The following is a 23,813-nucleotide window of genomic DNA, read 5'->3' as shown; positions in this document are numbered from 1 at the left end:
ACTATTCGATTAGTTGAAGATGGTGGGTGGTGGAGTACCGCATCGATCGGCACGGCGGGGTGACCACCTACATGCAGATCGTCCAGCAGACCAAGCAGGCGCTCCGGCTCGGGCTGCTGCAGCCCGGCGACAAGCTGCCCACGGCCAGGGAAGTGGTCGAGGCCACCGCGATCAACCCGAACACGGTGCTCAAGGCCTACCGCGAACTCGAGCGCGAGGGTCTGGTCGAACCCCGGCCCGGGCTCGGCACCTTCGTCCGCCGTTCGCTGGCCGGCCCGCAGGCCACCGCGGACTCCCCGCTGCGCTCGCGGCTGGCCGACTGGGCCGCGCTGGCCCGGCAGGCCGGACTCGGGCACGAGGACGTCTCCGCGATGTTCGCCGCAGTGCTCGACGACTACCCGCGCCACGTCGAAAGCGTGGTCCCCGCTGCGCCGTCGGTCCCCGCCCCGGGACCGCGCGACGGCGAGCCGGCTGAGAAAGGCAGGACATGACGCACGACGATTCCGGCATCGCGCTCGCGGCCTACGGACTGGGCAAGCGCTACCGCCGAGGTCCGGCGGTACTGAGCGAGTGCACCTTCCGGCTCCCGGCCGGGCGTATCTGTGCCCTGGTCGGACCGAACGGGGCGGGCAAGTCCACCCTGCTGGCCCTGGCCGCGGGCCTGCTCGCGCCGAGCGAGGGCGCGATCGAGGTCTTCGGATCCGCCGCGGGCGACCCGCGGACACTCCCGTCCATCGGCCTCGTCGCGCAGGAACGGGCGCTCTACCCCTACTTGAGCGTCGAGGAGCACCTGCGCATCGGCCGTGAACTCAACCCGGGCTGGAACGAGCGCGCGGCCGAGCGGCTCATCGGCGGCCTGCCGCGGACCTGGCCGGCGGGTACGCTCTCGCCCGGGCAGCGCACCAGGCTGGCGCTGGCCCTCGCCCTGGGTAAGCGTCCTGATCTGCTGCTGCTGGACGAGCCCATGGCGGACCTCGATCCGCTGGCCCGGCACGAGGTGGCTGGCGCGATCATGGCGGACGCGGCGGAGCGGGGGACCACCGTGGTGATCTCCTCGCACATCCTGGCCGAGCTCGAACCGCTCTGCGACCACCTGATCATGATCGACGGCGGCCGGCTGCGGCTCGCGGGCGGCACCGAGGAGCTCATCGCCTCCCACGACCTGATCACCTCCGCCCGCGACGAGGACGAGGCACCGGCGGTGGTACTCGAGGGCTGGAGTCACACCGTGGTCGGCGCCCGCGCCGCCGGGCGGACCGTCACGGCGCTGATCCGCCCGGGCTCGAACCTGCCCCAGGACTGGATCGCCTCGACACCCACGCTGGAAGACGTGGTCCTCGGCTACATGCGCAACCCGCTGGCCCCGCCGCTGCTGATCGAAGCGCAGTCGGACGCGGTGGCCGACCCGATCCGAAAGGCGGCCGCCCTGTGAGCAGCCTCGCCCCCACCGCGCCGGGCGCCGAGCGCGTGCCCGGCCGCACCCGCCCCCGGCTGCACGGCCTGACCTGGCTGGTCTGGCGTCAGCACCGCGCCTCCTTCCGCTTCTGGACGATCTGCGCGCTCCTGCTGACCGGATACCTGGTGTACCTGCACACGACCTACGCGAGTTACCTCAGCGCGCAGGCCGCGGGCTTCGACCCCGACTCCGTCGCCCCGGACGCCGGATTCTCGGTGGCCGCGTTCCTGCTCTCCATCGCCCCGCTGCTGGCCGGCGCCTCGTTCGGCACGCAGCTGTTCGAACGCGAATTCTCGGACGGCACCTTCGCGCTCGTCTGCACCCAGAGCGTCTCGCGGGTCGCCTGGGTGCGCACCAAGCTGCTGGTGCCCGCGCTGATGATCGTGCTCTGCGTCGCCCCCTGCGCCGCCGCGCTCACCTGGGACTACAGCCTGGATCCGCACCGCCAGCAGATCTTCCTCGGCCGGGAGATCTTCGAGGCGATCGGCCCGGCCGCCGTGGCGCTGTCCCTGGTCGGACTGCTCGTCGGGGCGGCGGCCGGGCTCACCCTGTGGCGCACCGGCGCGGCCCCGGTGCTGGCCTTTCTCGTCGTGCTCGCCTTCAAGCTGTGCCTCTGGGCGCTGCCGGGCCAGCTGAATCAGGAAGCGGATTCGTCCATGCAGACCCTGCAGTGGACCACGACGGGAATCTGCGTCGTCGTCTGCGCGGGACTCGCGGCGTACTGTCAGCGGCTGATCGTCCGCCGTCCGTCCTGAGTCGCGACCCGGTCAGAACTGCCGCGGCTGGCCGGTGGCCTCGAGGACGGAGAGCCACAGGTCGCCGTGCGGGTCGACCTGGTTGCGGCTCGCGGTCGCGAGGGCGATCGGCAGGTGGATGAAGCGGCCGTGCCAGCGGGCGACGACCATGGAGGTGAATCCGGCCATGCCCGCGTGCACCGCGGCCTGGGCGAGGCGGGTGCAGTAGACGGCGTCGAAGGCGTTGGCGGGCACGGAGCGGATGGCGTATCCGGGATCGACGTAGCGCAGCGAGAGCGGCGTGCCGGTGCGCGCGAAGTGGCCGGTGATGCGTTGGCGCAGCAGGGCCCCGATATCGCCGAGCCGGGCGTTGCCGGAGGCGTCGGTCTCGGCCGAGGGCGGCAGCAGATCCTGGCCCGCGCCCTCCGCGACCACGACCACCGCGTGGCCCTGCCGCTGGACCCGCGCGTGCAGGCAGGCCAGCAGGCCCTCCGCGCTGAACGGGACCTCGGGGATCAGGGTGAAGTCGACGTCGTGGTTCGCGAGGGTGGCGTACGCGGCGATGAAGCCGCTGTGCCGGCCCATCAGCTTGACCAGGCCGACGCCGCCGAGGGTCGAGCCGGCCTCGGTGTGCGCGGCCGCGATCGACTCGGCCGCGCGGGCGAACGCAGTCTGGAAGCCGAAGCTCTGATCGATCCACGGGATGTCGTTGTCGATCGTCTTCGGGATGCCGACGACCGCGAGGTCGATGCCGCGCGCGAGCGCCTCGTCCGCGAGCTTCTGCGCACCGCGCAGCGTCCCGTCGCCGCCGACCACGAAGAGCATGTGCACCTCGTGCCGCCGCAGCGTGTCGATCATGACCGCAGGGTCCTGATCACCGCGCGAGGTGCCCAGGATGGTGCCCCCGCGTTTGTGGATGTCGCGGACGTTGTCCGGGGTGAGGACCAGCGGCTCGGAGTCCTGGGCCAGCCCGAGGAAGCCGTTGCGGAAGCCCAGGATGGACTTGACCCCGTAGGCGTTGGCGAGCTGCAGCACCAGCCCGCGCACGACGTTGTTCAGCCCAGGACACAGGCCGCCGCAGGTCACGATGGCCGCCGTCACGCCGGTGGGCTCGAAGTAGAGCTTGGCGCGCGGGCCGCCCGGGTTGAACGCGGGCAGCGCCCGTCCCGGCTCGCGCCGCACGGCCACCCCCAGCGTGTCGTCCAGCAGCACCCGGTCGGTCTCGGTGACGTAGTGCACCGTGTCCTCCCGCCCGCCGAGCAGTTCGCCCAGGGGCGTGTCCACGCCGCGTTCGCCGAGCCGGGTGATGGCCAGGTCCTCGGCGGTGATGGCGAGCACGTCGGCGGTGTTCACGGCAACCAGCTCCTCGGTCGATCCTGCGGCCCCGCGCCCGAAAGCCCTACTGAGACTGGAATACGGCCGTTCGATTGCGGCCGGAACATCGCCGTGTTTCGCGGATGTGCACACCCGGACGCGAGCCGGTGCCGCGCTACCGGACGAGGCCGGCCTCGACGCGGTCGAGCTCGTGTTGGATGCGGCGCTGAAGAGCGTCGTTGACCCGCCCGCCGGTGTGCAGCCGGCGCAGTTCGGTGCGCTGGACGTCGAGGACCCGCAGCTGCAGCCGGGCGAACGCGTCGGCGGGGTAGCCGCCGTCCCCGGCCGCGGCGAGTGCGGCGGTGTGGCGGCGGCGCAGCCGGTCGAGCACCTCTCCGGGCACGTTCTCGTCCGCGGGCAGCGAGTCGAGATAGTCGAGGGCTGCTTCGTCGAGCGCGGCCCGCACCTCGGTCGCCTTCGCGGCCAGGTGCCCGGGGTCGACGGCGAGGCCCGAGGTGCGCACGACCGGGCCGAGGGTCAGGCCCTGCACGGTGAGGGTCACGGCGACGACGGCGGTGGTCAGCACCAGTACCAGCGGCCGGTCCGCGAGCACGCGCCCGTCAGCCGCGGCGATCGGGATGGACAGGGCCGCGGCCAGCGGCATCACGCCGCGGGTGCCGGCCCAGGCCAGCACCCGGGTGACCGGCCAGGCCGGGAAGTCGCGGGTGGGTCCGGCCCGGGCGACCGTCGGGCGCATCCAGGCCACCCGCACCAGGATCAGCGCCGCGGCGAGGACCGCGGCCTGCACCGGCCACCAGCCCGTCCCGGGCGGAAGATCGCGTACCAGCGCGGGCAGCTGCAGGCCGATGAGGGCGAAGACCGCGGACTCGAGCAGGAAGACGACCACGTCGTAGACCGCGTGCACCTGGAGCCGTATGCGCGCGTCGGTGATCCGGTGGCCCGCGCTGCCGACCACGACGCCCGCCACCACCACCGCGGTCACCCCGGAGACCCCGGCGCCCTGCCCGAGCAGGTACGCCGCGTACGGGGTGGCCAGGGCGAACACGGTGGCCAGCTGGGGATCCGCGGTCCTGGCACGCAACGCGATCACCAGCACGGCCAGGCCAGCCCCCACGCCCATGCCGCCTCCGGCCAGCACGACGAAGCGCCATCCGGCCCCGAGCCAGTCGACCCCGCCGCCGACGCCCGCGGTGCCCGCCGCGACGCCGAGCGCGACCTGGAAGAGCACGAGCGAGGTGGCGTCGTTGAACAGGCTCTCGGTCTGGACCAGCGCCTGGATGCGCGGAGGCAGCGGGAGCCTGCGCCCGAGCGCGGTCACGGCGACCGGGTCGGTGGAGGCGAGCACCGCACCGAGCACGAACGCCATCGGCAGCGTCAGGGAGCTGATCTCCCGGGCGAGCGCGCCGACCGCGAGCGCGGTGGCCAGTACCAGGCCGAGGGTCAGCGCGAGCACCGGACGCCACATCGTGCGCAGCGCGCGGGTGGAGATGTCCTGCGCGGAGGCGTAGAGCAGCGGCGGCAGGACGAACAGGGAGATCGCCTCGGGGCTCGGATGCACCACGGGGACACCGGGCACCAGTGCGACGCCGAGCCCGGCCAGCACGAGCACCGACGGCGCCGGAATGCTCCAGCGGTCGGCGAAGGCGGCCACCAGCGCGCTGGCCACCACCAGCGCGACCACGATCGCGGCACTGTGCATCCGCGGGCACCCCGCTCCGATCGCCGGGATCCCACGCGGTTTCACGCGGACCTTCCCGGGCCGACCAGACTTCCCGGCACACCGTCGGCCAGTCTACCCGAGCCGCCCCGAGGCCCGACCACCTGCGCGGACCGGCCCGCGCGGACCGATTCCCGGACCGACCCGCGGACCGACTCAGATCCAGCCCCTGCGCACGGCCTGGGCGCCGATCTGGAAGCGGGTGGAGGCGCCGAGGCGTTCGGAGATCTCGGCCACGCGCCGTCGTACGGTGCGTTCGCTCAGGGACAGCTGCCGGCCGATCGCGTCGTCCTTGAGTCCGGCGTTGAGCAGGTGCAGGATCGCCCGGTCCTCCGGCGGCAGTCCGTCCTCGCGCTGCCCTTGCGGGGCGAACAGCGGCACACCTCGCGCCCAGACCGCCTCGAACAGCGCCACCAGTGCGTCGCAGATGCCTGAGTTGTGCACCACCACGGCGTGCTGCTGCGGGCCCTGCCCCGCCGTGAACAGCGGGAGCAGCACCTCGCGCCGGTCGACCACGATCATCTTGATCGGCACGACCGGCACCACCCGGGCCTGCTCGCCCAGCTCCACCAGGGTCCTGATCCGCTCGGCGCGTGGCGGGACGTCGAGCACCTCGGCCGCGTACACGGCCCGGCAGGTGATGCGGCGGGAGAGCAGTTCGATCTCGATGTCCGCGTCGCCGTACTGGTGCACCACGTAGGGCGGAGTGTCGAACGCGAGCACCTCCTCGTCGGCCCGCGCGAGCATGTCGTCCACCTTCGCGGCGATCGCGGCCCGGCCCTCGACCGGCTCGATCAGCCGGGAGACGATCCCGCGGGCCGCCCGGTCGTGGAACGCGCTGGAGAGTTCGTCCACGGTCCGGGTGAGCTGATCGAGCTCGGCCCGCCGCTGGCGCACCGCGCCCTGCAGCGCGGGCCTCGGATCGAGCGCCGCGACCGAGGAGCCGTCGCGCTCGACCACGCCCAGGTCCGTCAGGTGGCGCACCGCCCGGCGTACCGCGTCCGGCGCGGCGTCGAGATCCTCGGCCAGCTCGGCCACCGCCCGTCGCTCGGTGCCCAGCAGCGCGCGCAGCACCGTCTCCTCGAAGCCTGATATACCGGCCGGTTCCAGCATGCCGTGTCCCCCGTCCCTGCGCGCCGTCACGTCCGCCGTGTTCGCTCCACGTCCGCCGCGTTCGCCACGTTCGCGGGAGCGGCACAGTAGCACGTCCGCGGCGTGTCCGATTCCGGTCAACGGCCGGAGCTGGACAGCGCAAGCGCTTCCGGCGCCGTGCCCCGCGCTGGCAGCATCCGGATGGTCAGTGCACCGTCCGGGCCCACTCCCGGTGTCACCTCGTCTCGGAGGTAGTCTTGCCTGCCCGCACCCCGTACCGGGGACCGACCAGCCGCAGATCCGGCTGGATCGCGTTCTGCCTCGCCGCCACCCTCGGCGCGAGCCCGCTCGCCGCGTCCGCGTCCTCCGCCTCCGCCTCCGCCGCATCCGCGCCCGTGATCCGGCTGACCGCCGCTCAGGTCAGGGCCCTGTCGAAGCAGCTCACCGTCGGGGTCTCGGCGGACGGCACCGCGGCCGAACGCGCCACCGCTGCCGCCTCCGCCGCCGCGCCGCTGGCGAAGGAGTCGAGCGCGGAGCAGAACGCCGCTTCGTCGAGTTCGACCTCGAAGTCGTCCACCTCGACGTCGAACCCGCAGCAGGACCCGTACTCCTCGGCCGAGACGATCACCGAGACGAACCAGATCGAGACCCCGACCGGGCTGAGCCTGACCGGCACGCTGCCCGGGTCCTCCTCCTGGTACCGGGTCGACACCTCCGGCCAGGTCGCGCTGGTCACCGGCTCCGGACAGCCGTCCTGGACCCGCACCGAGCAGTCGCTCATCGCGGACTGGGGGCTGAAGGGTTCTTCCTCGTACCTGACGATCCCGCCGCAGCTGAGCATGTCGGCCGGCTACGACCCGGTCTCCCCGGCCACCCAGGTCTCCGACGACACCTTCGCCGTAGGCGATTTCGGCGGCGGCGACGGGGGAGCGGACATCGCCGTGGCCTACAGCGTCGGCCTGAACGCCGCGTTCCCGTTCACCCTGCCGGACTCGCCGCTGACCGGCGAGGCGAGCTTCGTCACCGTCCTCTCCGGCCGGGACGGGCACACCCTCTGGCACGGCGTCTACCCGGGCACGGTCACCCAGCTCGTCGCGGCGAACGGCGGTCTGCTGGTCGGCGACGAGACCGGCCCCGACTGGTCGGTCAACCCCGACTCGGTCCAGGGTGACAGCCGCTCCGACCTGTCCTTCCTCACCTTCCACGCCACCGGGCACACGGCCGCGGCCACCACCCGCTGGACCTACACCGACAACGTGCCGTGGGCGCGCTGGAGCTCGGTGGTGTCCACCTCCTTCGGCGTCGCCGCGGCCTGGACCGACACACCCGTCGGCCTCGGCGACCCGCGCCCGGCCGACGGCCATGTCATCCTGCTGAATTCCGCCACCGGCAAGCTCCAGTTCGACACGGCCACCCCCGGCTATCCGCGCATCCTCGTCGACGACGCGGTGCACGGGCGGATCGTCGCGGCCGAGGAGACCGACCCGACCGACCAGGTCTCCTGGCAGCTGACCGCGTTCAACCCGCGCGGCGGCGCCCGCAGCGTGCTGGCCACCCGTGACGGCACCCTGCCCACCACGCTGGCGGTCGGCGACGGCGACCGCGGCGCGCCGGCGTACTACGCCACGGATCTCGGCTTCGACGCCGACGGCAACGCGACCGGCTCGACCGCGCTGGCGTTCGCCGCCTCCGGCGCGGTGGACTGGGCCACGTCCGTGCCGGACGAGTTCACCGGGGACGTCCCGGTGGCCGGCGGCGCGGTCATCGCGCCGCAGCATCACAGCAGCCTGATCATCGCGACGCAGGATCCGAGGGTCGACACCGAGGACAACCCGGACGGGCCCGACGACACCCAGCTCATGTCGCTCGACTCACGCACCGGCGCCGTCTCCTGGGACCACCAGGGCGCCGTCGCGACCGGACTCGTGCCCGCGCTCCAAGGCGACACCGTGCTGTCCGTCGCGGCGGACGACACGGCCTACCGCTACCGCATCACGGACGGTTCGGCCGAAGGCGTCGAGCCGCTGATGGGCGATCTCTACACCGGCGTCCAAGCCGCTGTCCGTGGAGGGGACGGACGGAGCGCGAAGGACCTGATCGTGGGCGGCCAGAGCCGTGGCGTGTTCGCACTCGACGGCACCCCGACCACCGGCGGCACCCCGCACTACCTGTGGACCGCCACCGTGCAGGGCTCGGTGCACCAGATCGAGTCCGTGGACGGCGGCCAAGAGGTGCTCGTCTCCTCCTCCGGCGGGTGGGACCTGATCGACGTCCGCACCGGCCGGGTCCTCACGGCCGTCGCCACCCCGGGCGTGCTCACCTGGACCGCGACGGCGGTGCAGACCAAGTCAGGCCTCGAGATCATCGTGCCGACCACGTCGCTGACCGCGTACGCCCCGAGCGGCAACGTGCTGTGGCGCTACACGCCGGCCGGCGACACCGTCCGCTTCGCCGACGCGGTCTCCGACGCCAACGGCCAGGTGATCTCCGAGTACGGCACCGGTTATGGCGACGCCTCGCCGTCCTACGCGGCGGTCGCGATCAAGGCCGCCACCGGCCGGCTCGCCTGGTCGCAGACCCCGTCCGGGGCGACCGGCGGCGCCGACCTACTCGGCGCGGTCTATGCGAGCCCTGACATTCCGGGTGACAGTGGCGACGCGGTCGCCTTCGCCTGGCAGGGCAGGCCCTTCGGTACCGACGTGGAGCTGCGTGACGCCAAGACCGGCGCGCTGCTGTCCACCTATTCCGACGGCGGCAGTTTCACCCACATCGGCTTCTCCGCCGCCCCCGGCGTCGGCCTGGTCCAGACCCACTTCGCCGAACTCAGCACCCTGGGCACGGACGAGACCTGGACCGACCTGAACACCTTCCCGAACAACTTCGACGGCTCCTTCGCCACCTCCGCCGACGGCTCCGCGGTGTTCCTCACCGCAGGCCCGGGCATCGAGGCCTACGCCCCGTCGCAGCTGTTCGACACCGACGACGACTATCCGACGCAGTTCGGTGACACCCCCGCCATCGACGACTCGCAGCAGTTCACCGTCGAGGGCTCGACCGTGCTCGGCTTCCAGCAGGACGAGACGCTGTGGGACCTGAACTGGTCCTGGAACGGCGGCGGCTACTACAACCCCGACCTGTCCATCCACGGCGTGACCGTCAACCAGATCGGCACGCCCACGGCCGCGAGCACGCCCGGCGGCAAGACCTCGGCCAAGCGGGCGATCGGTGAGAACGCCGCCGTGCACGCCGATCGGGGCATGACGATCGGCGACCCGGTCTCCGGCACCGGCTGGGGCGACGGCCGCGTCCACGACGACGCGGTACTCACCCCGACCGGCGAGGAGAGCGGGCCGGACTTCGGCGGATCCGACTCGATCCCCGGCTACGTCCCGGCGCAGCTGGAGGCCAACCTGGACCTGACCGGCAGCGGCGCGGGCCAGACCGTGGCCATCGTCGACGCCTACGACCACCCGCTGATCGAGACCGAGCTCAACGGGTTCAGCAAGCAGTTCGGGCTGACGCAGACCTGTGACACCGTCGCCGCGGGCACGCCGTGCGTGGACTTCACCGTCGATCAGATGCCCGACATGCAGCCGCAGTCCGACAACTGGGACATGGAGACCGCGCTCGACGTCGAGTGGGTGCACGCGGTGGCCCCGCAGGCGAAGATCGTGCTGGTGGAGGCGGCCGCCTCGGACAACGCCGACATGTACCGCGCCGTCGACGCCGCCGCCGCGCTCGACCCGGCCGCCATCTCGATGAGCTGGGGCGGGGGCGGGGAGTTCTCCGGCCAGGACTTCTACAACGGCCACTGCGAGACCGCCACCACCGTGTGCGTCGAGGCGGCCGGCGACGACGGCAACCCGGTCGGCTACGGCGCGACCGCCCCGGACGTGCTGTCCATCGGCGGCACCAGCGAGCAGCTCGACGCCTCCGGCAACCTGGAGAGCCAGAGCGCGTGGAGCGGCACCGGAGGCGGGATCTCCTTCTTCGAGCCGCGCCCGGCCTACCAGGACGGGTTCGAGACCTCGGCCTACCGCGGCGCGCCGGACGTCTCCGCGCTCGCCGATCCGCAAACCGGAGTCGCGGTCTACTACGCGTACTCGGCGACCGGAGCGGAGTGGATCGAGGTGGGCGGGACCAGCCTGGCCACGCCGATCTGGGCGGCCATCCTGGCCGCGGCCGACCAGGACCGGGCCGCCGCAGGCCTGGGCCACCTGGACGCGGCCGACGGCTCGGTGTTCCGGGCGGTCTACGGCCTCGGCACCCATCTGCTGGACGTGACCAGCGGAAGCAACGGCCCGTGCCCGGCCGCCGAGTGCACCGCGCGCACCGGCTACGACACCGTCACCGGCCTCGGCTCCCCGGGCCCCGGCGTCGACGCGGCGCTGGTCCGGCAGTAGCCGGCAGCGCGACAGGCCCGCGCCGCCTCGACCGGTCCCCGCCCGGGTTCCCGGCCGAGGCGGCGCGCGTCCCAGGTCGGAACGGGTGCCGACCGGGACGACGCCGGCCTCGCCGCCGTGAGCGCGGCGGGGCCGGTTCCCGTGCCCGCTGCGGTGCTACCGTGCCGGAATGAGACCGCAGGACTCTTCGCAGCCTGATCGAGCGCCCGCGGGCGTGCCGCGGGAGATCTGGCGCACCGAGGAGTTCCAGCGCTGGTACCTGGCCCAGCTCGGCGCCGGAAACAGCCTGCGCGCGGCGCGGCTGCTGTGGGCGCTGGGGGTCGGGCCGGAGAGCAGGCCCCTGATCTGGGTGCTGAGCGTGGCGGTGTTCATCGCCGCGGAGAACCGGGTCAAGGACAACGAGGTCGTCATCTCCCGGCCGGACGTCAGCGCGGTGGCGCTCTACCGGCCCGGGCCCACCCTGGACGAATCAGCCGTCGTACTCATCCGTGAGTTCCGCAGCCCGGCCGCCACCGCGGACGGATACGTGCACGAACTGCCCAGCGGCTCGGGCGTGGAGCGGGGGGAGCGGGCACAGGCGAGCGCGGAACTGGCCGAGGAGACCGGATTCTCCCTCGACGCGGACCGGCTCGTCTCCCACGGCAGCCGGCAGTCCGCCGCGACGCTCTCCATCCACCGCGTGCACCTGTTCTCGGCCAAGATCGACGAGGCGGAACTGGCCCGACTCGTGGCGCTGCAACAGCGCGCCCACGGCGACGGCGGCGGCGAGGAGCGCACCTGGGTGGAGGTGACCACGTTCGGCAGCATCCGGCGCAGCCGGTCCGTCGACTGGACCACGCTGGGCATGCTGGCCCAGGTCCTGCTGGCCGACGCCGAGCGCGCGGAGCGGACGTAGGCGTCCCTGCGCGAGCTCGAGCGGGTCAGCCGGGAGGTCATGAAATACGCCCTCGGATTCGCCGAACCGGCCGGGGTGGGCGCGGCGGACCTGATCCTCGCCCCAACGGACCGCGCTGACCGAGCCGAGCCCGCTGAGCTGGCCGAATCCGCCGCGCCTGCCCTACCGGAGCAGCCGGAGCAGGCCTGAGCAGTGATCGCCGGCGCGTCGGAATGCCACGTTTGGGTTAATGTCGGCCGGGGAACCTGGTTGCCGTGCCCGTGTCGCAGTATTCTGCACCCGCGGGTCCTTATTTCGGTCGGGAGCCGATGCCGGGTACGGCGTGTGCTCCACGCGGGGGTGGCCAGCCTCCCTCCGCGCAGGCTGCCGCGGCCTCCGGCGATCCGGGCGGGACGCCGTGGAAGGGCGAGCACACGATGGCTGACGACGAGCGGGACGCACCGCAACCCACGCTCGTCGTGCGTTCGGCCGACGGGCGGCGCCTGGCCGTCGACGTGGTCGGTGATCCGGATCCCCATGCCCTCACCGTCTTCCTCATGCACGGCATGCCGGGCAGCCGGCTCGGGCCGCGTCCGCGCGACTTCGTCCTCTACCGGCTCGGCATCAGGCTCGTGTCCTACGACCGGCCGGGCTACGGACAGTCCTCACGCAGCCGGCACCGCTCCGTCTTCGACGCCGGCGCGGACGTCGTCGCGATCGCGAACGAACTCGGGATCGAGGAGTACGCCGTGGTGGGGCGCTCCGCGGGCGGTCCGCACGCGCTCGCCGTCGCCGCGTATGCCCCGGAACGGGTCACCGGCGCCGCCGTGCTGGTCGGCTCGGCCCCCTCGGACGCCCAGGGGCTCGAGTGGTTCGAGGGCATGGTCGACTCGAATCAGGAGGCGTACTCCGCGGCGGACCGCCAGGTCGCGGACGAGAGCGAACTGGTGCTCACCGCGGTGCTCCAGGCCCGCGCGAACGAGGTGGCCGAGAACCCGGCCAGCATGATCACCCAGCTGCGCGGGGATCTCGCCCCGTCGGACCGGCGCGTCGTGGAGAGCCCGGCCCTGCGCACGCTGCTGACCGACACCTACGCCGAGGCCGTGCGCGACGGCGGCCAGGGCTGGATCGACGACGCCTTGGCGCTGCGCAGCAACTGGGGCTTCAAACTCAGCCGGGTCACCTGCCCGGTGCTGCTGTGGCACGGCATGGACGACCGGTTCGTGCCGGTGGCGCACACCGAGTGGCTGGCCGACCGGCTGCGCGAGACGCGGATGGACGCCGACAGCGTCGCGGTGCGGATCGAGAGCGGCATCGCCCACTTCGGGGCGATGGAGATCCTGCCCGAGGCGCTGGGCTGGCTCAGCCGCAACGCCAGGCGCCACTCCCGCCGCTGACGCCCCGTCACGCGAACGCCGTGTGACCGTCCAGCCCCGCTACGGCGGCGCCCGGTCTGGCCCGGGCCCGCCCGTCGCGTCGGGCCCGCGTCAGATCGGCTGCCCGTCCAGCAGCCGGTGGGCGCGGCGCCCCTTCTGCAGCGCGGACATGGTGGGGTGGACGCGGCCGAGCTGCTGGCCGAGGATCGCGGTGATCTCGCGCAGGTCCTCGGTGGCGCCGGGCTCGTTCCGGTCGATCCTGGTCAGCGCGAGGTTGGCCCGCGCGCGCAGGGTGTCCGGATGTTCCGCCCCGAGCAGCTCGGAGAGGGCCTCGACCGTGTGCGCGTCCAGCTCCCTGGCCGCCTGCAGGGCGCCCGATTCGGCCAGGCAGACCGCGAGGTTCATGGCGGCGGCGAGGGTGTACGGATGCTTGTCCCCGACCGCCTGGATGAACAGGTCCCTGGTCTCGCGCGCCGCCTCCAGCGCCTGGCTGCCGGCGCCCAGCGCCCGCAGCACCGCGGCGCGGTTGTTCGCCGCCAGCAGCGTCAGCGGGTGCAGCGGACCGAAGCCGTCCACGCCGCGCAGCCGGGCCAGCAGGGAGCTCAGTTCCCGCTCCGCCCCCTCGACGTCCTCGGCCGCGTAACGGTTGTTGGCCACGCTCAGCCGACACACCAGCCGGTCCGGGTCGCGCTCGGAGAACTGCGCCTCGAACCGCTCGTTCGCCTCGTCCAGCAGCCGCCCGGCCTCCTCCACCTGCCCGATCGCCCGCAGCGACGAGGCGAGGTTGACCTGGATCTGCAGCGTCACGCGCACGCTCGGCTCGACCGCGTACCGGGCGATGTCGAAGGCTTCGCGCAGCCGGGTGACCGCCTCCTGGTAGCGCCCGGACTCGCGCAGGTCAAGGCCGATGCAGTTCGCTGAACTCAGGGTCCGCTCATGGGTGCTCGACAGGACGCTGTTGCGCCATTCGAAGGCGATCTCGTCCAGGTCGCGGGCCTCGTCGAAGGAGCCGACCAGGCGCAGCGAGACGGCCAGGTTGTTCGCGGCGTCCACGGAGCGGCGGTAGTCCGGGCCGTAGTCCTCCAGCCAGGCGTCGTAGGTCTCCCGGGACAGCCGCAGCGCCTCGTCGTAGCTGCCCAGCGCCCGCAGGTCCGCGGCCAGGCCTCCGGCCGTCATCAGCGTGTGCCGGTGCCGCGGCCCGAGCAGCTGCCGCTGCTCCTCCAGCACCGCGCGGTCTAGACCGTAGGCGTCCTCGATCAGGCCGCTCGATCGCAGGGCGTTGGCCTTGTTGAAGCGCAGGTGCAGCAGCTGGCGTCGCAGTACCCGGACCTCGCGCTCGGACGGATTCGCCGCGATCGCCGCGCTCCAGACGGCTTCGGCGCGTTCCGCCGTCAGCAGGGCGCCGGGCAGGTCGCCGCGGATCCACTGGTAGCGGACCCGGTCGATCTGCAGATTGCGCACGCTCTCGAGCTCGCTTTCCGCGGTGCGCACCTTCTCCAGGTCCAGGTGCGGCCAGAGCATCCGGTACCTGGCCCAGGTGCGCTGCTCGTCCGGGTCGCCCTCGGTGGTCCATTCGGCCAACAGCCAGTGCACCTCGCGCCGGATCCGCTCGGCCTCCTCGTCCGAGGTGCGGCGCTGGATGGCGTCCTGCAGCAGCCGGTGGATCTGCAGCTGCCGGTCGGCCGGGTCCAGCTTGATCAGGGCGAACCGGTTCAGTTGCTGCACCAGCCGGGCCACGTCGCCGTCCTCGACCGCCTCGGGCCCGAGCCGGGTCAGCGCGGTGGCCATCTCCGAGCTGTAGAGCAGATCCAGCGCCACGCCGTCGGAGGACATGATCGCGCACAGCTCGAGCAGCCGGTAGGCCGCGGGGGAGTTGTGCGCCACCTGGTCCAGCGCCAGGCTCCACGACATCGCCGGGCCGCCGCCCTCGAACGGCCCACCCGGCACCGGACGCGTTCCGTGGCGCTCGTAGTGCTCGAGCAGGTACTGCACGCTGTTGCCGGTCTCGGTCAGCCAGGCGACGGTGATGTCGATGGCCAGCGGGAAGTCGCCGAGCCACTCCGCGACGCGGTAGGCCTCCTCGTCCGTCGGCGGCCGCTTCGCCCGCTCCCGCAGGTGCCTGATGCTCTCCTGGCGGGTGAAGACGTTCAGGTCAAGCGGATGCGCGCCCTCCTGGCCCCAGGAGCGGTCGCGCGAGGTGACGATGATGTGGCCGCACTCGCCGCGCGGCAGGAACGGGCGCACGCTGGCCGGATCCTCCGCGTTGTCGAAGATCAGCAGCCAGCGGTCGGTCGGCTCCCCGCGCCCGAGCGCCCGCACCAGGTTCTGCGCGATCTCGGTGCCCGGGATGCCGGTCTGCACGCCGACGTTCGCGCCCATCCGCTCGGTCATCACCCGGGCCAGGTCGACCATGGCGGCGTCCACGAACTGGGGCTGGCCGGCCGAGACCCAGCAGATCATGTCGTACTGGGAACGGTAGCGGTGCGCGTACTCGAGGGCGAGCTGCGTCTTGCCCACACCGCCCATGCCGCCCACCGCGACCGGGCCGGCGCCCTGGCCCCGTTCCAGCTGGCCCACCACCGCCGTGCGGGAGGAGCGCAGCGCGGATCGCAGGGCCCGGAGATCCTCGGTCCGGCCGGTGAACCGGCCGTTGCGGCCGAGCAGCTTCTCCACCACCCGCGGCTCGTTCTCGGGATAGCGCTCGGCCAGCCCGGCCAGGGCCGCGGGGGAGAGCGGATCGGCGCCGAGCAGCCGGGTGATGCGGTACGCCGCCTCGGCCGGCTCCAGCCTGACCACGTACTGCGAATCCACGGTGGCGAGCCGGTCCAGCGGCCGCTGGTCCGAGATGTAGAGGGCGCGCACGCCGGCCGGACGGCGCGGCCCGGTGGCCCCCCGGCTCGGCGCCCGCGTGCCCCGGCGCGCCTCGCGGTACGCCGGAGAGACGATGGCGAGCACGGTCGGGTCGGTGCCCGGGCCGTTCCCGCCCGCGTCGGCGGCGTCCGCGGCCGGCGGGGCCGACACCTTGATCCCGGCCTTGACCAGCACCGCCTCGATCCACTCGGCCCAGATCTCGTCTTCGGGCTCGAAGTCGAGCCACACCTCCTCGACCCGGGTGGAGGGGCGGCGCTCGAACCGGTCGCTCCAGTGCTCGCGCACCCGCGGATCCATCTTCGCCAGCGCGGTGACCTCGCCGTGGCTGACCACGTCGGCCAGCCGCTGGTAGGCACCGAGCAGCGTCAGCGGCCCGGGCGCCTCGTCCGCGAAGACGGCCAGGGTCTCCTCGAACGCGTAGAAGGCCTGGTAGGGGATCTCGACCCGGCTCCAGTAGTCGGTGCGCGCCACCGTGTCGAGCCCGGTCGGCAGGTCGGCGAACAGCGCCTTGGCCAGCGCGCGTCCCGCGTCGGCCTTGCGCTTCTCCGCGTTCTCCACCCGCATCGGCACGGGCAGGACTCTGATCTTCCGGTCCCCGGCCACCTGCGTGGTGACCTTGTGCGCGGCCTGGGCCGCGCCGCGGATGGACTGGGTGCTGAAGGTGAAGCAGTCCACCAGGGTGTCGGGCAGGTGGCCGATGCAGATGTCCGAGGTGTCGCTGAAACCGGTGCGGCTGTCGATGAGCACGTAGTCGTACGTGCGCTTCATCTCCGCGCGCAGCGCCCGCAGCAGGTTGCTGCCGCCCAGCAGGGCGTAGAAGTTGTCCCAGTCCAGGCTGCCGACCTGCGTGGTGTAGTCGTCGTTCTGCCGCCCGCTGGACATGAAGTCCAGGGTCCCGCCGTCGGGGAACTCCCACTCCAGGGAGACCGCGAACGGCTCGATCCGGGCGAAGGCCGCGACGTCCTCGATCAGGTGCGGGGTCTTGGCCCCGTCCCTGGCCCCGTCCAGGACGGCCGCCTTGTACTCGCCGATCAGATCGATCACGCCCGGGGTGTCGCGCACCACCTCGGAGCGCAGGAACGGGTGGAAGAACTCGTGCAGGCCGGGCGCCTCCAGATCCCAGTCCACGGTCAGCACGCGTTTGCCGCCGGACGCGAGGATCCACGCCACGTTCGCCAGCGCCATGGTGCGCCCGGTGCCGCCCTTGAAGGAGTAGAAGGTGACGATCTCTCCGGTTCGCGTGTCAGTCATGGTCGCTCTCGTGTGCCGTCGGGTTCCCGGATACCCCGGCCGCCTCCCGGCGGGGCCTTCTCGCTCGGGCGCAGGTCGCCGCTGTGCGTGATGTACTGCCGCTCCGCCTCCGTCACCCACACCGGCATCACCTCGGCGAACTCCTCCATGCTCGCGACCCCGCGGGCACCGCGCTGGGCGGTCTCGCTGGTTAACGCGCCCGCGTCGGCGAGGACACGTTCCACGTCGTCGAGCAGCCGGGTACGGTCGCCCTCGGACTGGTGGTCGGCCCGGTCGAGCACGATCAGCGGCAGCGTCCAGCGCCCGCGTTCGCCCTCGAACATCCGCCGCAGGTCGGCCAGCTGCTTCGGATCCCGGGTGACCCACGGATCGATCAGCACGACCGCGGGCGTGTGCGCCGGGATGCGCCCGGCGTCGGCGGCGGCCAGCACCCGGGTGCTGAAGCTCAGGCGTTCGGCGATGCCGACCGCGTGGTCGGCCAGGCTCAGCTGCTCCCGGTCGCCGAACGGGCGCCAGTCGGTGGCCCGGGTGCCGTAGGCGCCGTCCTCGCGTCCGTCCGGCAGCGTGTCCGTGGTCGGGGCGGCGACCACGACGGCGAAGTCCTCCGTGGTGTCCTGCCCGTGGAACGCGCTCGGGAAGGCGTTGACCGGGCGCACCTTCGCGGTGCCCAGCGGGCATTCGCGCACCGCCGTGACGATCTCCCGGGCCAGCCGCCCGATCACGTCCCGGTAGGTCGGCCGGTAGCGCGAGAGCATGTTCAGCGCGCGCAGCCCGTTGTCCGTGTACTCGCGCCGGTCCGGGGCCAGCCGCAGCGGATCCACGTCGCCGGGCATGCGCTGCGACCGGGACAGCGGCGCCCACAGCACCGGCGCGATGTGCCGCCGCACCTGCTCGCCGGGCCGTCCGATCAGCCGGGAGGTGAAGCAGCTCCACTCGCGCCCCGGCCAGGACATCGAGAAGTAGCCGCGCGAGCACAGCGGCACGAAGACCTCGGCTTCGCCCAGCGCGTCGGTGATCCGCTCGCGCGAGTCCTCACCGGCCGCCACCAGCCCGTCGAAGAACCCGACCTCCCTGGACGGGGACCGCGCGCCGGCCTCGCGCACCGCGTCCGAGAGGTCATCGAACAGGGCCTTGACCCAGTGGTCGACCGGTGCCTGCCGGGCGTCGGCCAGCGGCGCGGTGTGCGCGTAGCTGAGGAAGAAGTAGGTCTTCGTACGGGTGTCCACAGCCGTGTCGCTCATGCTGCCCCCGCACTGAACATGTCCGTGAGCACGTGATGGCTCGCCGAGATCTCGGGCTCCACCCAGTACTCCTGAAACTTGTCCTCGACCTCGCGCGCGAGCCACCACACCGCCGCGTTGGTCGCGGTCCGCTCCCGGGTGGTGCGGCTCCAGCAGCGCCTGCGGGTGAACGCGGTCCACTCCCGGCCGCACCACGGGCTATGCGAATAAGGGTTCGAACGCAAGTCCACGAACACCTGGCAGCTGCCCACCGCGCGCAGGATCTCGCGCTCCCAGTCGCGGCCCGAGCGCATGGCCTGCGCGGTCAGTGCCATCGGCCGCTCACCTCCCCTCGCCAGCAGTGTAAGGGCTCTGGTGGCGATACGCGTCCGAACTGTGTGGTTTCCGTGTTCCCGCCGCATCGGCGTCGGTCAGTTCGATTCGCGCAGGACGCGACGTGCCCGATCGGCGAGCGCTCCCGCGAATCGCTCGCCCCACGGCGTCAGCGCGCGATCGGCGCGCAACGCGTCCAGGGCCTGCGCCGACCAGGTCGCGAAACGCCGGGCCGAGGCCGCGGCTCCCGGAGCCGTGCCGTCCATGGCCGCATGGACCTCGGCCATCGCCACATGGGCGAACGCCCCCTGCAGGACTCCGGTCGCCGGACGCGGATCCGACCGCCACGCCACCCTCAGCCGCCGACCGTACGCCGGGTCGATCAGATCGCAGAGGTCGAGGACGGCGTCGAGGAGCAGGTGCTGGACCTCGTGCACCAGGAGCAGCGCGAGCGCCGCGGCCGTGTCGGGCAACGCGACGGCGACCGACCCGAAGGCGTGCCGATAGGTGGCGCTGCGCTCCTTGCCGGTCGGATCGGGTGCCAGCGGGACGACGGAACGCAACGCGGCACGCAGCTGTCCGGCGTGCGCGGGAGCCGTGCGGCGAAGCAGGGCGAACGCTTCGGTGAGCAACTGCTCCCAGGCTTGATCCTCGCTCTGCGACAGCGGTTGCGCCGGCGGTACGTCGTAGCAGTCGCGGTAGGGGTCCCACTCCTCGAGCGCGAGATCGTAACCGTCCGTCCGCACGATCCGGGTGGAGATCCACTGATCGCAGGTCTCGAGCTTCCCGTTGCGCACCGTGAAGTGTGCTGACGTGCCTTCGCCGGAGACCACCGCCGTGCCGAGCGTGGGCAGATACAGCCTTCCGCCCTCGACGGGCAGCGCGAGGTCCGCGTCGGCCTCGGCCCGGACGGCGACGGCCGCGGCGAAGGCCGAGAGCTGCATCAGGTCCCTGGTGCTGTCGGTGCCGGGGGCCGGGTCGAGCATGCGCACGGCCCAACCGCGCGCATGGGGATGCCGGTGGATCGCCCGTACCGACTCAGGGGACTGCTGGTCAAGGTCGCACAGCAGCTCCCAGGCCGCCGCGCTCCCCGGACCGCCCGCCGCGCCGCCCGCGGTCATCGCGCCGACCTGGGCGAACAGCGTCCGGGTCAGCGACTCCTGGGTCTCGGCCATCCGTCCGACGACGTCCGCGCCGACCGGGCCGGCCGCGATGCGGGCGAGGTCCTCGGGCACCGGGCCCGCGGCGCCGGCCGTGGCTCCAGTGGCCCCCATGGCGGCGACCGCGTTCCGCCGCCGCGGCGGGGGAGTGCTCGCCGCGTCGACGCGGGTGATCAGTGTCAGCAGATCGTCGCAGTACACAGACGGGTTGTCGAAGCCGGAGCCGGTCCGGTAGCGGTGGGTGTAGAGGCCGCCGCCGCAGACTTCGACGACCGGGCAGGCCCGGCAGGTCGCGCACAGCGCCTCGGTCCCGCGCTGGCGCGCCGCCACCGCCGCGTGCCCGCTCGCCTCGTCGACCGAGTTCGCGAACACGTTCAGGCCGGTCGCGGCGGCGCCGTCGTACGCGGTCTTGAGCGAGTCGACCTGCTCCCACGTCCCGTCCGTCTCGATCACGAGCAGATCCACCGGGTCGGTGCCCACGGCCTCGGTCAGGCTGCGCTCGCCCCGCAGCCCGGCCTCGACCGACTCGAACAGCCGGATCGGAACGCGGCGCCCGTCGGCGACCCAGAGGTCGAAGATACGGCCGAGCCAGTCGGAGTAGGGAGTCGCAGGCGACTCGGGCCGCGGCGGCGGGTCGTCCCAGGTGGCGTGCGGCAACAGGAAATCGATGCGCGGCGGCCTCTCCTCGAGCAACGCCCGGTAGACCGCGACCGGCTCGTTGGCGATGTCCACTGTGCACAGAATCCCCGCGTACAGGTGCCGATAACGCGGCGTGCGCAACAGCGCCGACGCCCGCAGCACCGCCGCGTGGCTGGACCGGCCGTCCGCGTAACGCCGATGCCGGTCGTTGGCCGCGCGGTCGCCGTCGAGCGAGAGCCCCACCCGGACGCCGAACTCGCTCAACACCTCACACAGGTCCGCGTCGAGCAGCACCCCGTTCGTATGGATGCTGAGATCGACCTGCGCGACCGGCACGATCCGGCGCACCAGTTCCTCGAGCACTCGGGCCAGACCCGTCTGGCCGAGGAGCAGCGGCTCACCGCCGTGCAGGATCACGTGCACGCGCGCCAGTGCGTGCGCGGCGGCGTGCTCCGCGATCCGCGCGCCGGCCTGGCCGACCGTGTCCGCGTCGATCCGGTGCGGCTGGGTGCGCCAGCCCTGGTCGGCGTGCATGTAGATGTAGCAGTGGTCGCACGCCAGGTCGCAGCGGCTGTGCACCTTCAGCACATACTGGCTGATCGGCCAGGCCTGCGGTGAGGTCACCGATCAGATCGACGAGCTGAACGCCGAGACGGCCACGCGGGCGGCCTCGGTGCGGATCAGCCGATCCACCACGGTCGTGCGCGCGGCGTCGTACTCGCAGTCCGCCAGACGTGAGAGCGGCAGATCCCGCGCGTCGCGCACGAGGTCCCGCTCGATCCTGAATTCATCGGAATTCTGCTCATTCATCATGTTCTCCCCGGAGGAATGGCGATTCCCGGCCGATCGCGGCCTTGAAGGACCGGTACCCCGAATCCCGATCCCAGACTAGAGCTGATTCAGGCATCTGTCACGCTCTCCACCGGCTCCTCCCAGGGCTTTCACGTTCTCGCCGGCGGCCCGGCCCGTCCCCCCGGATCCGCCGCCGGGCCGGGCGCGGCGCGGCGCGACCCCCGTGATCCTGGATACTTGCTGCGGGCTCCCGGTGATCGCGAGGACACCGGGCCCCGTACGTCGAAGGGGGACTCGTGATACTCGGACGACTCGCCACAGGTCCGGCCGTACTCGCCGCCGCCGCCACCGTGGGGCTGATCGCCGCGTCGGTCAGCGGCTGCGCTCCGATGATGGTCAGCGGCACTCCGGACCAGAACACCCTGGCGCGAGCCGGATACGTGGCGACGATGCTCTCGAACTCCTCCGCGTCCGGGCCGCAGACCCAGGGCGACGTCATGGCGGTCATCACGAACTACGGCGGCGGCTACGTCACGGACGCGAGCCTGTCCGGAGCCGCGGGGTCCTCGCAGAAACTCACCCTGTCCGTCGTCCTCGGCGGCGGCAGCGTCCGCGACAGCATGCAGGGCGAGACGGACATGAAGCCCTCGGGCATCGGCTGTTTCACCTACACCGTCGGGTACTACGGCTACAGCGGCACCGAGTCGCAGGTCACCTGCCCGTCCTCGCTCACGACCGGGCTCGCGCAGGCGACGGCCACGCGGCAGATCAGCGTGCAGATCGCCGCGGCGCGCTACGACTCGACGATCACGACGAAGACCGTCCCGACGACGCTGGCCGCGGCCGTGCACCTGTTCGAGTTCAGCACCCCCGCCGGCGCCATCGCGCCGCCCGCTCCGCCCGGCCTCGCCGACGTCACCGCCGCGGACTTCGCCACCGGCACGGACGCCGTTCAGCACCGGCCCGACGCCGCACTCGCGGTGCCCCAGCCCGCAGGCGGCTGCATCTACGTGAGCTACCGCTGGATCCAGGCCTCCTGGGTCGGCGGCGGCTCGGCCGGCACCTCGGACTCGGCCGTGACGCGGGCCTGGGCCGCGCCGACCGACGCCCCGTGCACCGGCACCGCCGCGCTCAGCGCGGGAACCTTCCTGACCGCCGACCGTAATGCAGGAGGCTGAGTTCCTCGGCCCGATTCAGCCCAGCACGTCACGGCAGTGGGCCCAGGCCGGTGCGGACAGCAGCGGCCGCCAGCGACCGAACAGCGTGCGCAGGCCCGACCCGTACCGGGCACGGATATCGGGGTTGACGGCGGCCAGATCCAGCTCGTTGGCGGCGGTCAGTTCGGCGAAGTCCCGGCGCTGCTGCGCGGTGGGCGGGAACTCGGCTCCGGTGAACCGGTCGCGGAAGAGCCCGTCCTGCTCGGCCAGCCCCCGATAGCTGGCCTTGCGGTCGCAGGAGGCATAGAAGTAGACCAGGTCCTCGACTTCGGCCCCGATCGCCTCCGCCAATGCGGCCCGATGCTCCAGCTCCAGCAGCGAGGTGGGGAAGCCGTCGGTGCCGTAGAAGGCGTGGCACAGCCCGGCCGAAGCCAATGCCGGTCGCGCGCCCCAGGTATCGAGCACGGCCTCGACCCGCTTCAGGTGGTCCAGCAGCGTGCCGCCCGGATGCTCGATCCGCGCCGCCCCCGCGGCCTCCAGCAACTCCACCGCCGTCACCGTCATCGCACCCTCACCCTCACCGCTTACCGTCCTCAAGATCTCATCATTCTGCGTCGCGGGTGCGTTGCCAATGCTGCCGACGTTGCCGACGTTGCCGGCGGCCGCGGACCCAGGCCGGTTCACCCGCCTCGTGCCGCAGCGGCTAGGCTGACCTGCATGGACGGCACAGACGAGGGATTGATTCAGGAGCAGATCGCCTACTACCAGGCCCGCGCCGGGGAGTACGACCTGCTCTACGAACAGCGTGACGACTGGCGGGAGCTGCTCCCCGTGCTCGAGCGGATGCCGATCCACGGCGACGTGCTGGAGCTCGCCTGTGGCACCGGGGCGTGGACCGCACGGCTGGCCGAGCGCGCCCGCTCGGTCACCGCGCTCGACGCCTCCCCGGAGGCGCTGGCGCTGGCCCGCGAGCGGGTGCCGCACGACGCGGTCTCCTTCACCGAGGCCGATCTGTTCGCCTGGCGGCCGGAGCGCCGCTACGACACGGTGTTCTTCGGCTTCTGGCTCTCCCACGTGCCGCCGGCCAGGTTCGCCGCGTTCTGGGACACGGTCGCGCAGGCGGTCGCCCCCGGCGGCGCCGTCGTGTTCTTCGACACCGGCCGAGGCGAGGCCGCGAGCGAACAGGTACTGGCCGACGCCTCGGTGCCCAGCGTGTCCCGTCGCCTCGAGGACGGCCGGGAGTACCGCGTGGTGAAGGTCTTCCGCGACGAACAAGACATCCGCGACAGCCTCACCGCCCTCGGCTGGTCGGCCGAGGTCTCCCCGGTCGGAGACACCCTGCTCGCCGGCCTCGCCCGCCCCCCGGCCGACACCGAGCGATAACCCCTCGCGGCCACCGGCCG

The 23,813-nt window shown here is 72.6% G+C and carries 18 protein-coding genes; 9 read left to right on the top strand and 9 right to left on the bottom strand.

The window, feature by feature from the left end:
- Positions 1-26 precede the first annotated feature (26 nt).
- The 3 genes from KDL01_RS08245 to KDL01_RS08235 are packed head-to-tail and all read left to right on the top strand — an operon-like array spanning position 27 to position 2,211.
- Positions 27-491, top strand: coding sequence for a GntR family transcriptional regulator (locus KDL01_RS08245; RefSeq protein WP_212527773.1), 465 nt, complete (start codon positions 27-29; stop codon positions 489-491).
- Positions 488-1,432 carry an ABC transporter ATP-binding protein gene (locus KDL01_RS08240; protein WP_212527772.1) on the top strand — a complete coding sequence of 315 codons (945 nt, stop codon included), beginning with the start codon at positions 488-490 and terminating at the stop codon, positions 1,430-1,432. The genes KDL01_RS08245 and KDL01_RS08240 overlap by 4 nt, the downstream gene beginning before the upstream one ends.
- Complete coding sequence (locus KDL01_RS08235; RefSeq protein WP_212527771.1) at positions 1,429-2,211, top strand: ABC-2 membrane transporter-related protein; 783 nt, start codon at positions 1,429-1,431, stop codon at positions 2,209-2,211. The genes KDL01_RS08240 and KDL01_RS08235 overlap by 4 nt, the downstream gene beginning before the upstream one ends.
- A 12-nt stretch (positions 2,212-2,223) precedes the next feature.
- On the opposite strand, the gene KDL01_RS08230 is transcribed toward KDL01_RS08235, so the two are convergent.
- From KDL01_RS08230 to KDL01_RS08220, 3 genes are all read right to left on the bottom strand, one after another.
- Positions 2,224-3,543: an ATP-dependent 6-phosphofructokinase gene (locus KDL01_RS08230; protein WP_212527770.1), complete on the bottom strand. Its 1,320-nt coding sequence runs from the start codon at positions 3,541-3,543 to the stop codon at positions 2,224-2,226.
- A 136-nt stretch (positions 3,544-3,679) separates the two neighbouring features.
- Positions 3,680-5,224 (bottom strand): Na+/H+ antiporter, encoded by a 1,545-nt coding sequence (locus tag KDL01_RS08225; protein ID WP_212527769.1) that lies wholly within the window; start codon positions 5,222-5,224, stop codon positions 3,680-3,682.
- Between the two features lie 174 nt (positions 5,225-5,398).
- On the bottom strand, positions 5,399-6,355 hold the full coding sequence (locus KDL01_RS08220) for a LuxR C-terminal-related transcriptional regulator (RefSeq protein ID WP_212527768.1): 957 nt from the start codon (positions 6,353-6,355) through the stop codon (positions 5,399-5,401).
- A 236-nt stretch (positions 6,356-6,591) separates the two neighbouring features.
- Here KDL01_RS08220 and KDL01_RS08215 point away from each other — a divergent pair, with 236 nt between their 5' ends.
- From KDL01_RS08215 to KDL01_RS08200, 4 genes are all read left to right on the top strand, one after another.
- Positions 6,592-10,737, top strand: a complete 4,146-nt coding sequence (locus tag KDL01_RS08215; protein ID WP_212527767.1) for a PQQ-binding-like beta-propeller repeat protein — start codon at positions 6,592-6,594, stop codon at positions 10,735-10,737.
- 169 nt (positions 10,738-10,906) lie between these two features.
- Positions 10,907-11,632, top strand: coding sequence for an NUDIX hydrolase (locus KDL01_RS08210; RefSeq protein WP_212527766.1), 726 nt, complete (start codon positions 10,907-10,909; stop codon positions 11,630-11,632).
- Positions 11,633-11,671: 39 nt separating this feature from the next.
- A complete protein-coding gene (locus tag KDL01_RS08205; protein WP_212527765.1) occupies positions 11,672-11,821 on the top strand; it encodes a hypothetical protein in 150 nt (49 codons plus the stop codon).
- Between the two features lie 227 nt (positions 11,822-12,048).
- Complete coding sequence (locus tag KDL01_RS08200; RefSeq protein ID WP_212527764.1) at positions 12,049-13,008, top strand: alpha/beta fold hydrolase; 960 nt, start codon at positions 12,049-12,051, stop codon at positions 13,006-13,008.
- 90 nt (positions 13,009-13,098) lie between these two features.
- Here the strand turns inward: KDL01_RS08200 and fxsT are convergent, their stop codons facing one another.
- Genes fxsT through KDL01_RS08175 form a run of 5 tightly spaced genes read right to left on the bottom strand, consistent with a single transcriptional unit; the run spans position 13,099 to position 21,271 of the window.
- Positions 13,099-17,109, bottom strand: a complete 4,011-nt coding sequence (gene fxsT / locus KDL01_RS08195) for an FxSxx-COOH system tetratricopeptide repeat protein (RefSeq protein ID WP_212527763.1) — start codon at positions 17,107-17,109, stop codon at positions 13,099-13,101.
- Positions 17,106-18,350 (bottom strand): TIR-like protein FxsC, encoded by a 1,245-nt coding sequence (locus KDL01_RS08190; RefSeq protein ID WP_212527762.1) that lies wholly within the window; start codon positions 18,348-18,350, stop codon positions 17,106-17,108. The genes fxsT and KDL01_RS08190 overlap by 4 nt, the downstream gene beginning before the upstream one ends.
- Positions 18,347-18,751, bottom strand: a complete 405-nt coding sequence (locus KDL01_RS08185) for a TIR domain-containing protein (protein ID WP_281415306.1) — start codon at positions 18,749-18,751, stop codon at positions 18,347-18,349. The genes KDL01_RS08190 and KDL01_RS08185 overlap by 4 nt, the downstream gene beginning before the upstream one ends.
- A gap of 9 nt (positions 18,752-18,760) precedes the next feature.
- Positions 18,761-21,085: an FxsB family cyclophane-forming radical SAM/SPASM peptide maturase gene (locus tag KDL01_RS45155; protein ID WP_212527760.1), complete on the bottom strand. Its 2,325-nt coding sequence runs from the start codon at positions 21,083-21,085 to the stop codon at positions 18,761-18,763.
- A 3-nt stretch (positions 21,086-21,088) separates the two neighbouring features.
- A complete protein-coding gene (locus tag KDL01_RS08175) occupies positions 21,089-21,271 on the bottom strand; it encodes a hypothetical protein (RefSeq protein ID WP_212527759.1) in 183 nt (60 codons plus the stop codon).
- A gap of 278 nt (positions 21,272-21,549) precedes the next feature.
- Between KDL01_RS08175 and KDL01_RS08170 the strand changes: the two genes are divergently transcribed.
- Positions 21,550-22,431, top strand: coding sequence for a hypothetical protein (locus KDL01_RS08170; protein WP_212527758.1), 882 nt, complete (start codon positions 21,550-21,552; stop codon positions 22,429-22,431).
- Positions 22,432-22,446: 15 nt separating this feature from the next.
- On the opposite strand, the gene KDL01_RS08165 is transcribed toward KDL01_RS08170, so the two are convergent.
- The gene (locus tag KDL01_RS08165; RefSeq protein WP_212527757.1) at positions 22,447-22,974 is read right to left on the bottom strand and encodes a DUF6817 domain-containing protein; all 528 of its coding nucleotides are present in this window, start codon (positions 22,972-22,974) and stop codon (positions 22,447-22,449) included.
- Positions 22,975-23,127: 153 nt separating this feature from the next.
- Between KDL01_RS08165 and KDL01_RS08160 the strand changes: the two genes are divergently transcribed.
- Positions 23,128-23,793 (top strand): class I SAM-dependent methyltransferase, encoded by a 666-nt coding sequence (locus KDL01_RS08160; protein ID WP_212527756.1) that lies wholly within the window; start codon positions 23,128-23,130, stop codon positions 23,791-23,793.
- Positions 23,794-23,813: the final 20 nt, after the last annotated feature.

Origin of the sequence: Actinospica durhamensis (genome assembly GCF_018139695.1) — a bacterium.
Classification (GTDB): Bacteria; Actinomycetota; Actinomycetes; order Streptomycetales; family Catenulisporaceae; genus Actinospica; species Actinospica durhamensis.
The sequence above is the reverse complement of the archived record's forward strand: the minus strand, read 5'-3'. Positions and strand labels throughout refer to the sequence as shown.

Excerpts from the sequence above, each read along its gene's own strand:
- KDL01_RS08240 (WP_212527772.1), top strand. The coding sequence starts at position 488 with ATGACGCACGACGATTCCGGCATCGCGCTCGCGGCCTACGGACTGGGC.
- KDL01_RS08225 (WP_212527769.1), bottom strand. The coding sequence starts at position 5,224 with ATGCACAGTGCCGCGATCGTGGTCGCGCTGGTGGTGGCCAGCGCGCTG.
- KDL01_RS08220 (WP_212527768.1), bottom strand. The coding sequence starts at position 6,355 with ATGCTGGAACCGGCCGGTATATCAGGCTTCGAGGAGACGGTGCTGCGC.
- KDL01_RS08210 (WP_212527766.1), top strand. The coding sequence starts at position 10,907 with ATGAGACCGCAGGACTCTTCGCAGCCTGATCGAGCGCCCGCGGGCGTG.
- KDL01_RS08205 (WP_212527765.1), top strand. The coding sequence starts at position 11,672 with ATGAAATACGCCCTCGGATTCGCCGAACCGGCCGGGGTGGGCGCGGCG.
- KDL01_RS08200 (WP_212527764.1), top strand. The coding sequence starts at position 12,049 with ATGGCTGACGACGAGCGGGACGCACCGCAACCCACGCTCGTCGTGCGT.
- fxsT (WP_212527763.1), bottom strand. The coding sequence starts at position 17,109 with ATGACTGACACGCGAACCGGAGAGATCGTCACCTTCTACTCCTTCAAG.
- KDL01_RS08190 (WP_212527762.1), bottom strand. The coding sequence starts at position 18,350 with ATGAGCGACACGGCTGTGGACACCCGTACGAAGACCTACTTCTTCCTC.
- KDL01_RS08185 (WP_281415306.1), bottom strand. The coding sequence starts at position 18,751 with ATGCGGCGGGAACACGGAAACCACACAGTTCGGACGCGTATCGCCACC.
- KDL01_RS08175 (WP_212527759.1), bottom strand. The coding sequence starts at position 21,271 with ATGAATGAGCAGAATTCCGATGAATTCAGGATCGAGCGGGACCTCGTG.
- KDL01_RS08165 (WP_212527757.1), bottom strand. The coding sequence starts at position 22,974 with ATGACGGTGACGGCGGTGGAGTTGCTGGAGGCCGCGGGGGCGGCGCGG.
- KDL01_RS08160 (WP_212527756.1), top strand. The coding sequence starts at position 23,128 with ATGGACGGCACAGACGAGGGATTGATTCAGGAGCAGATCGCCTACTAC.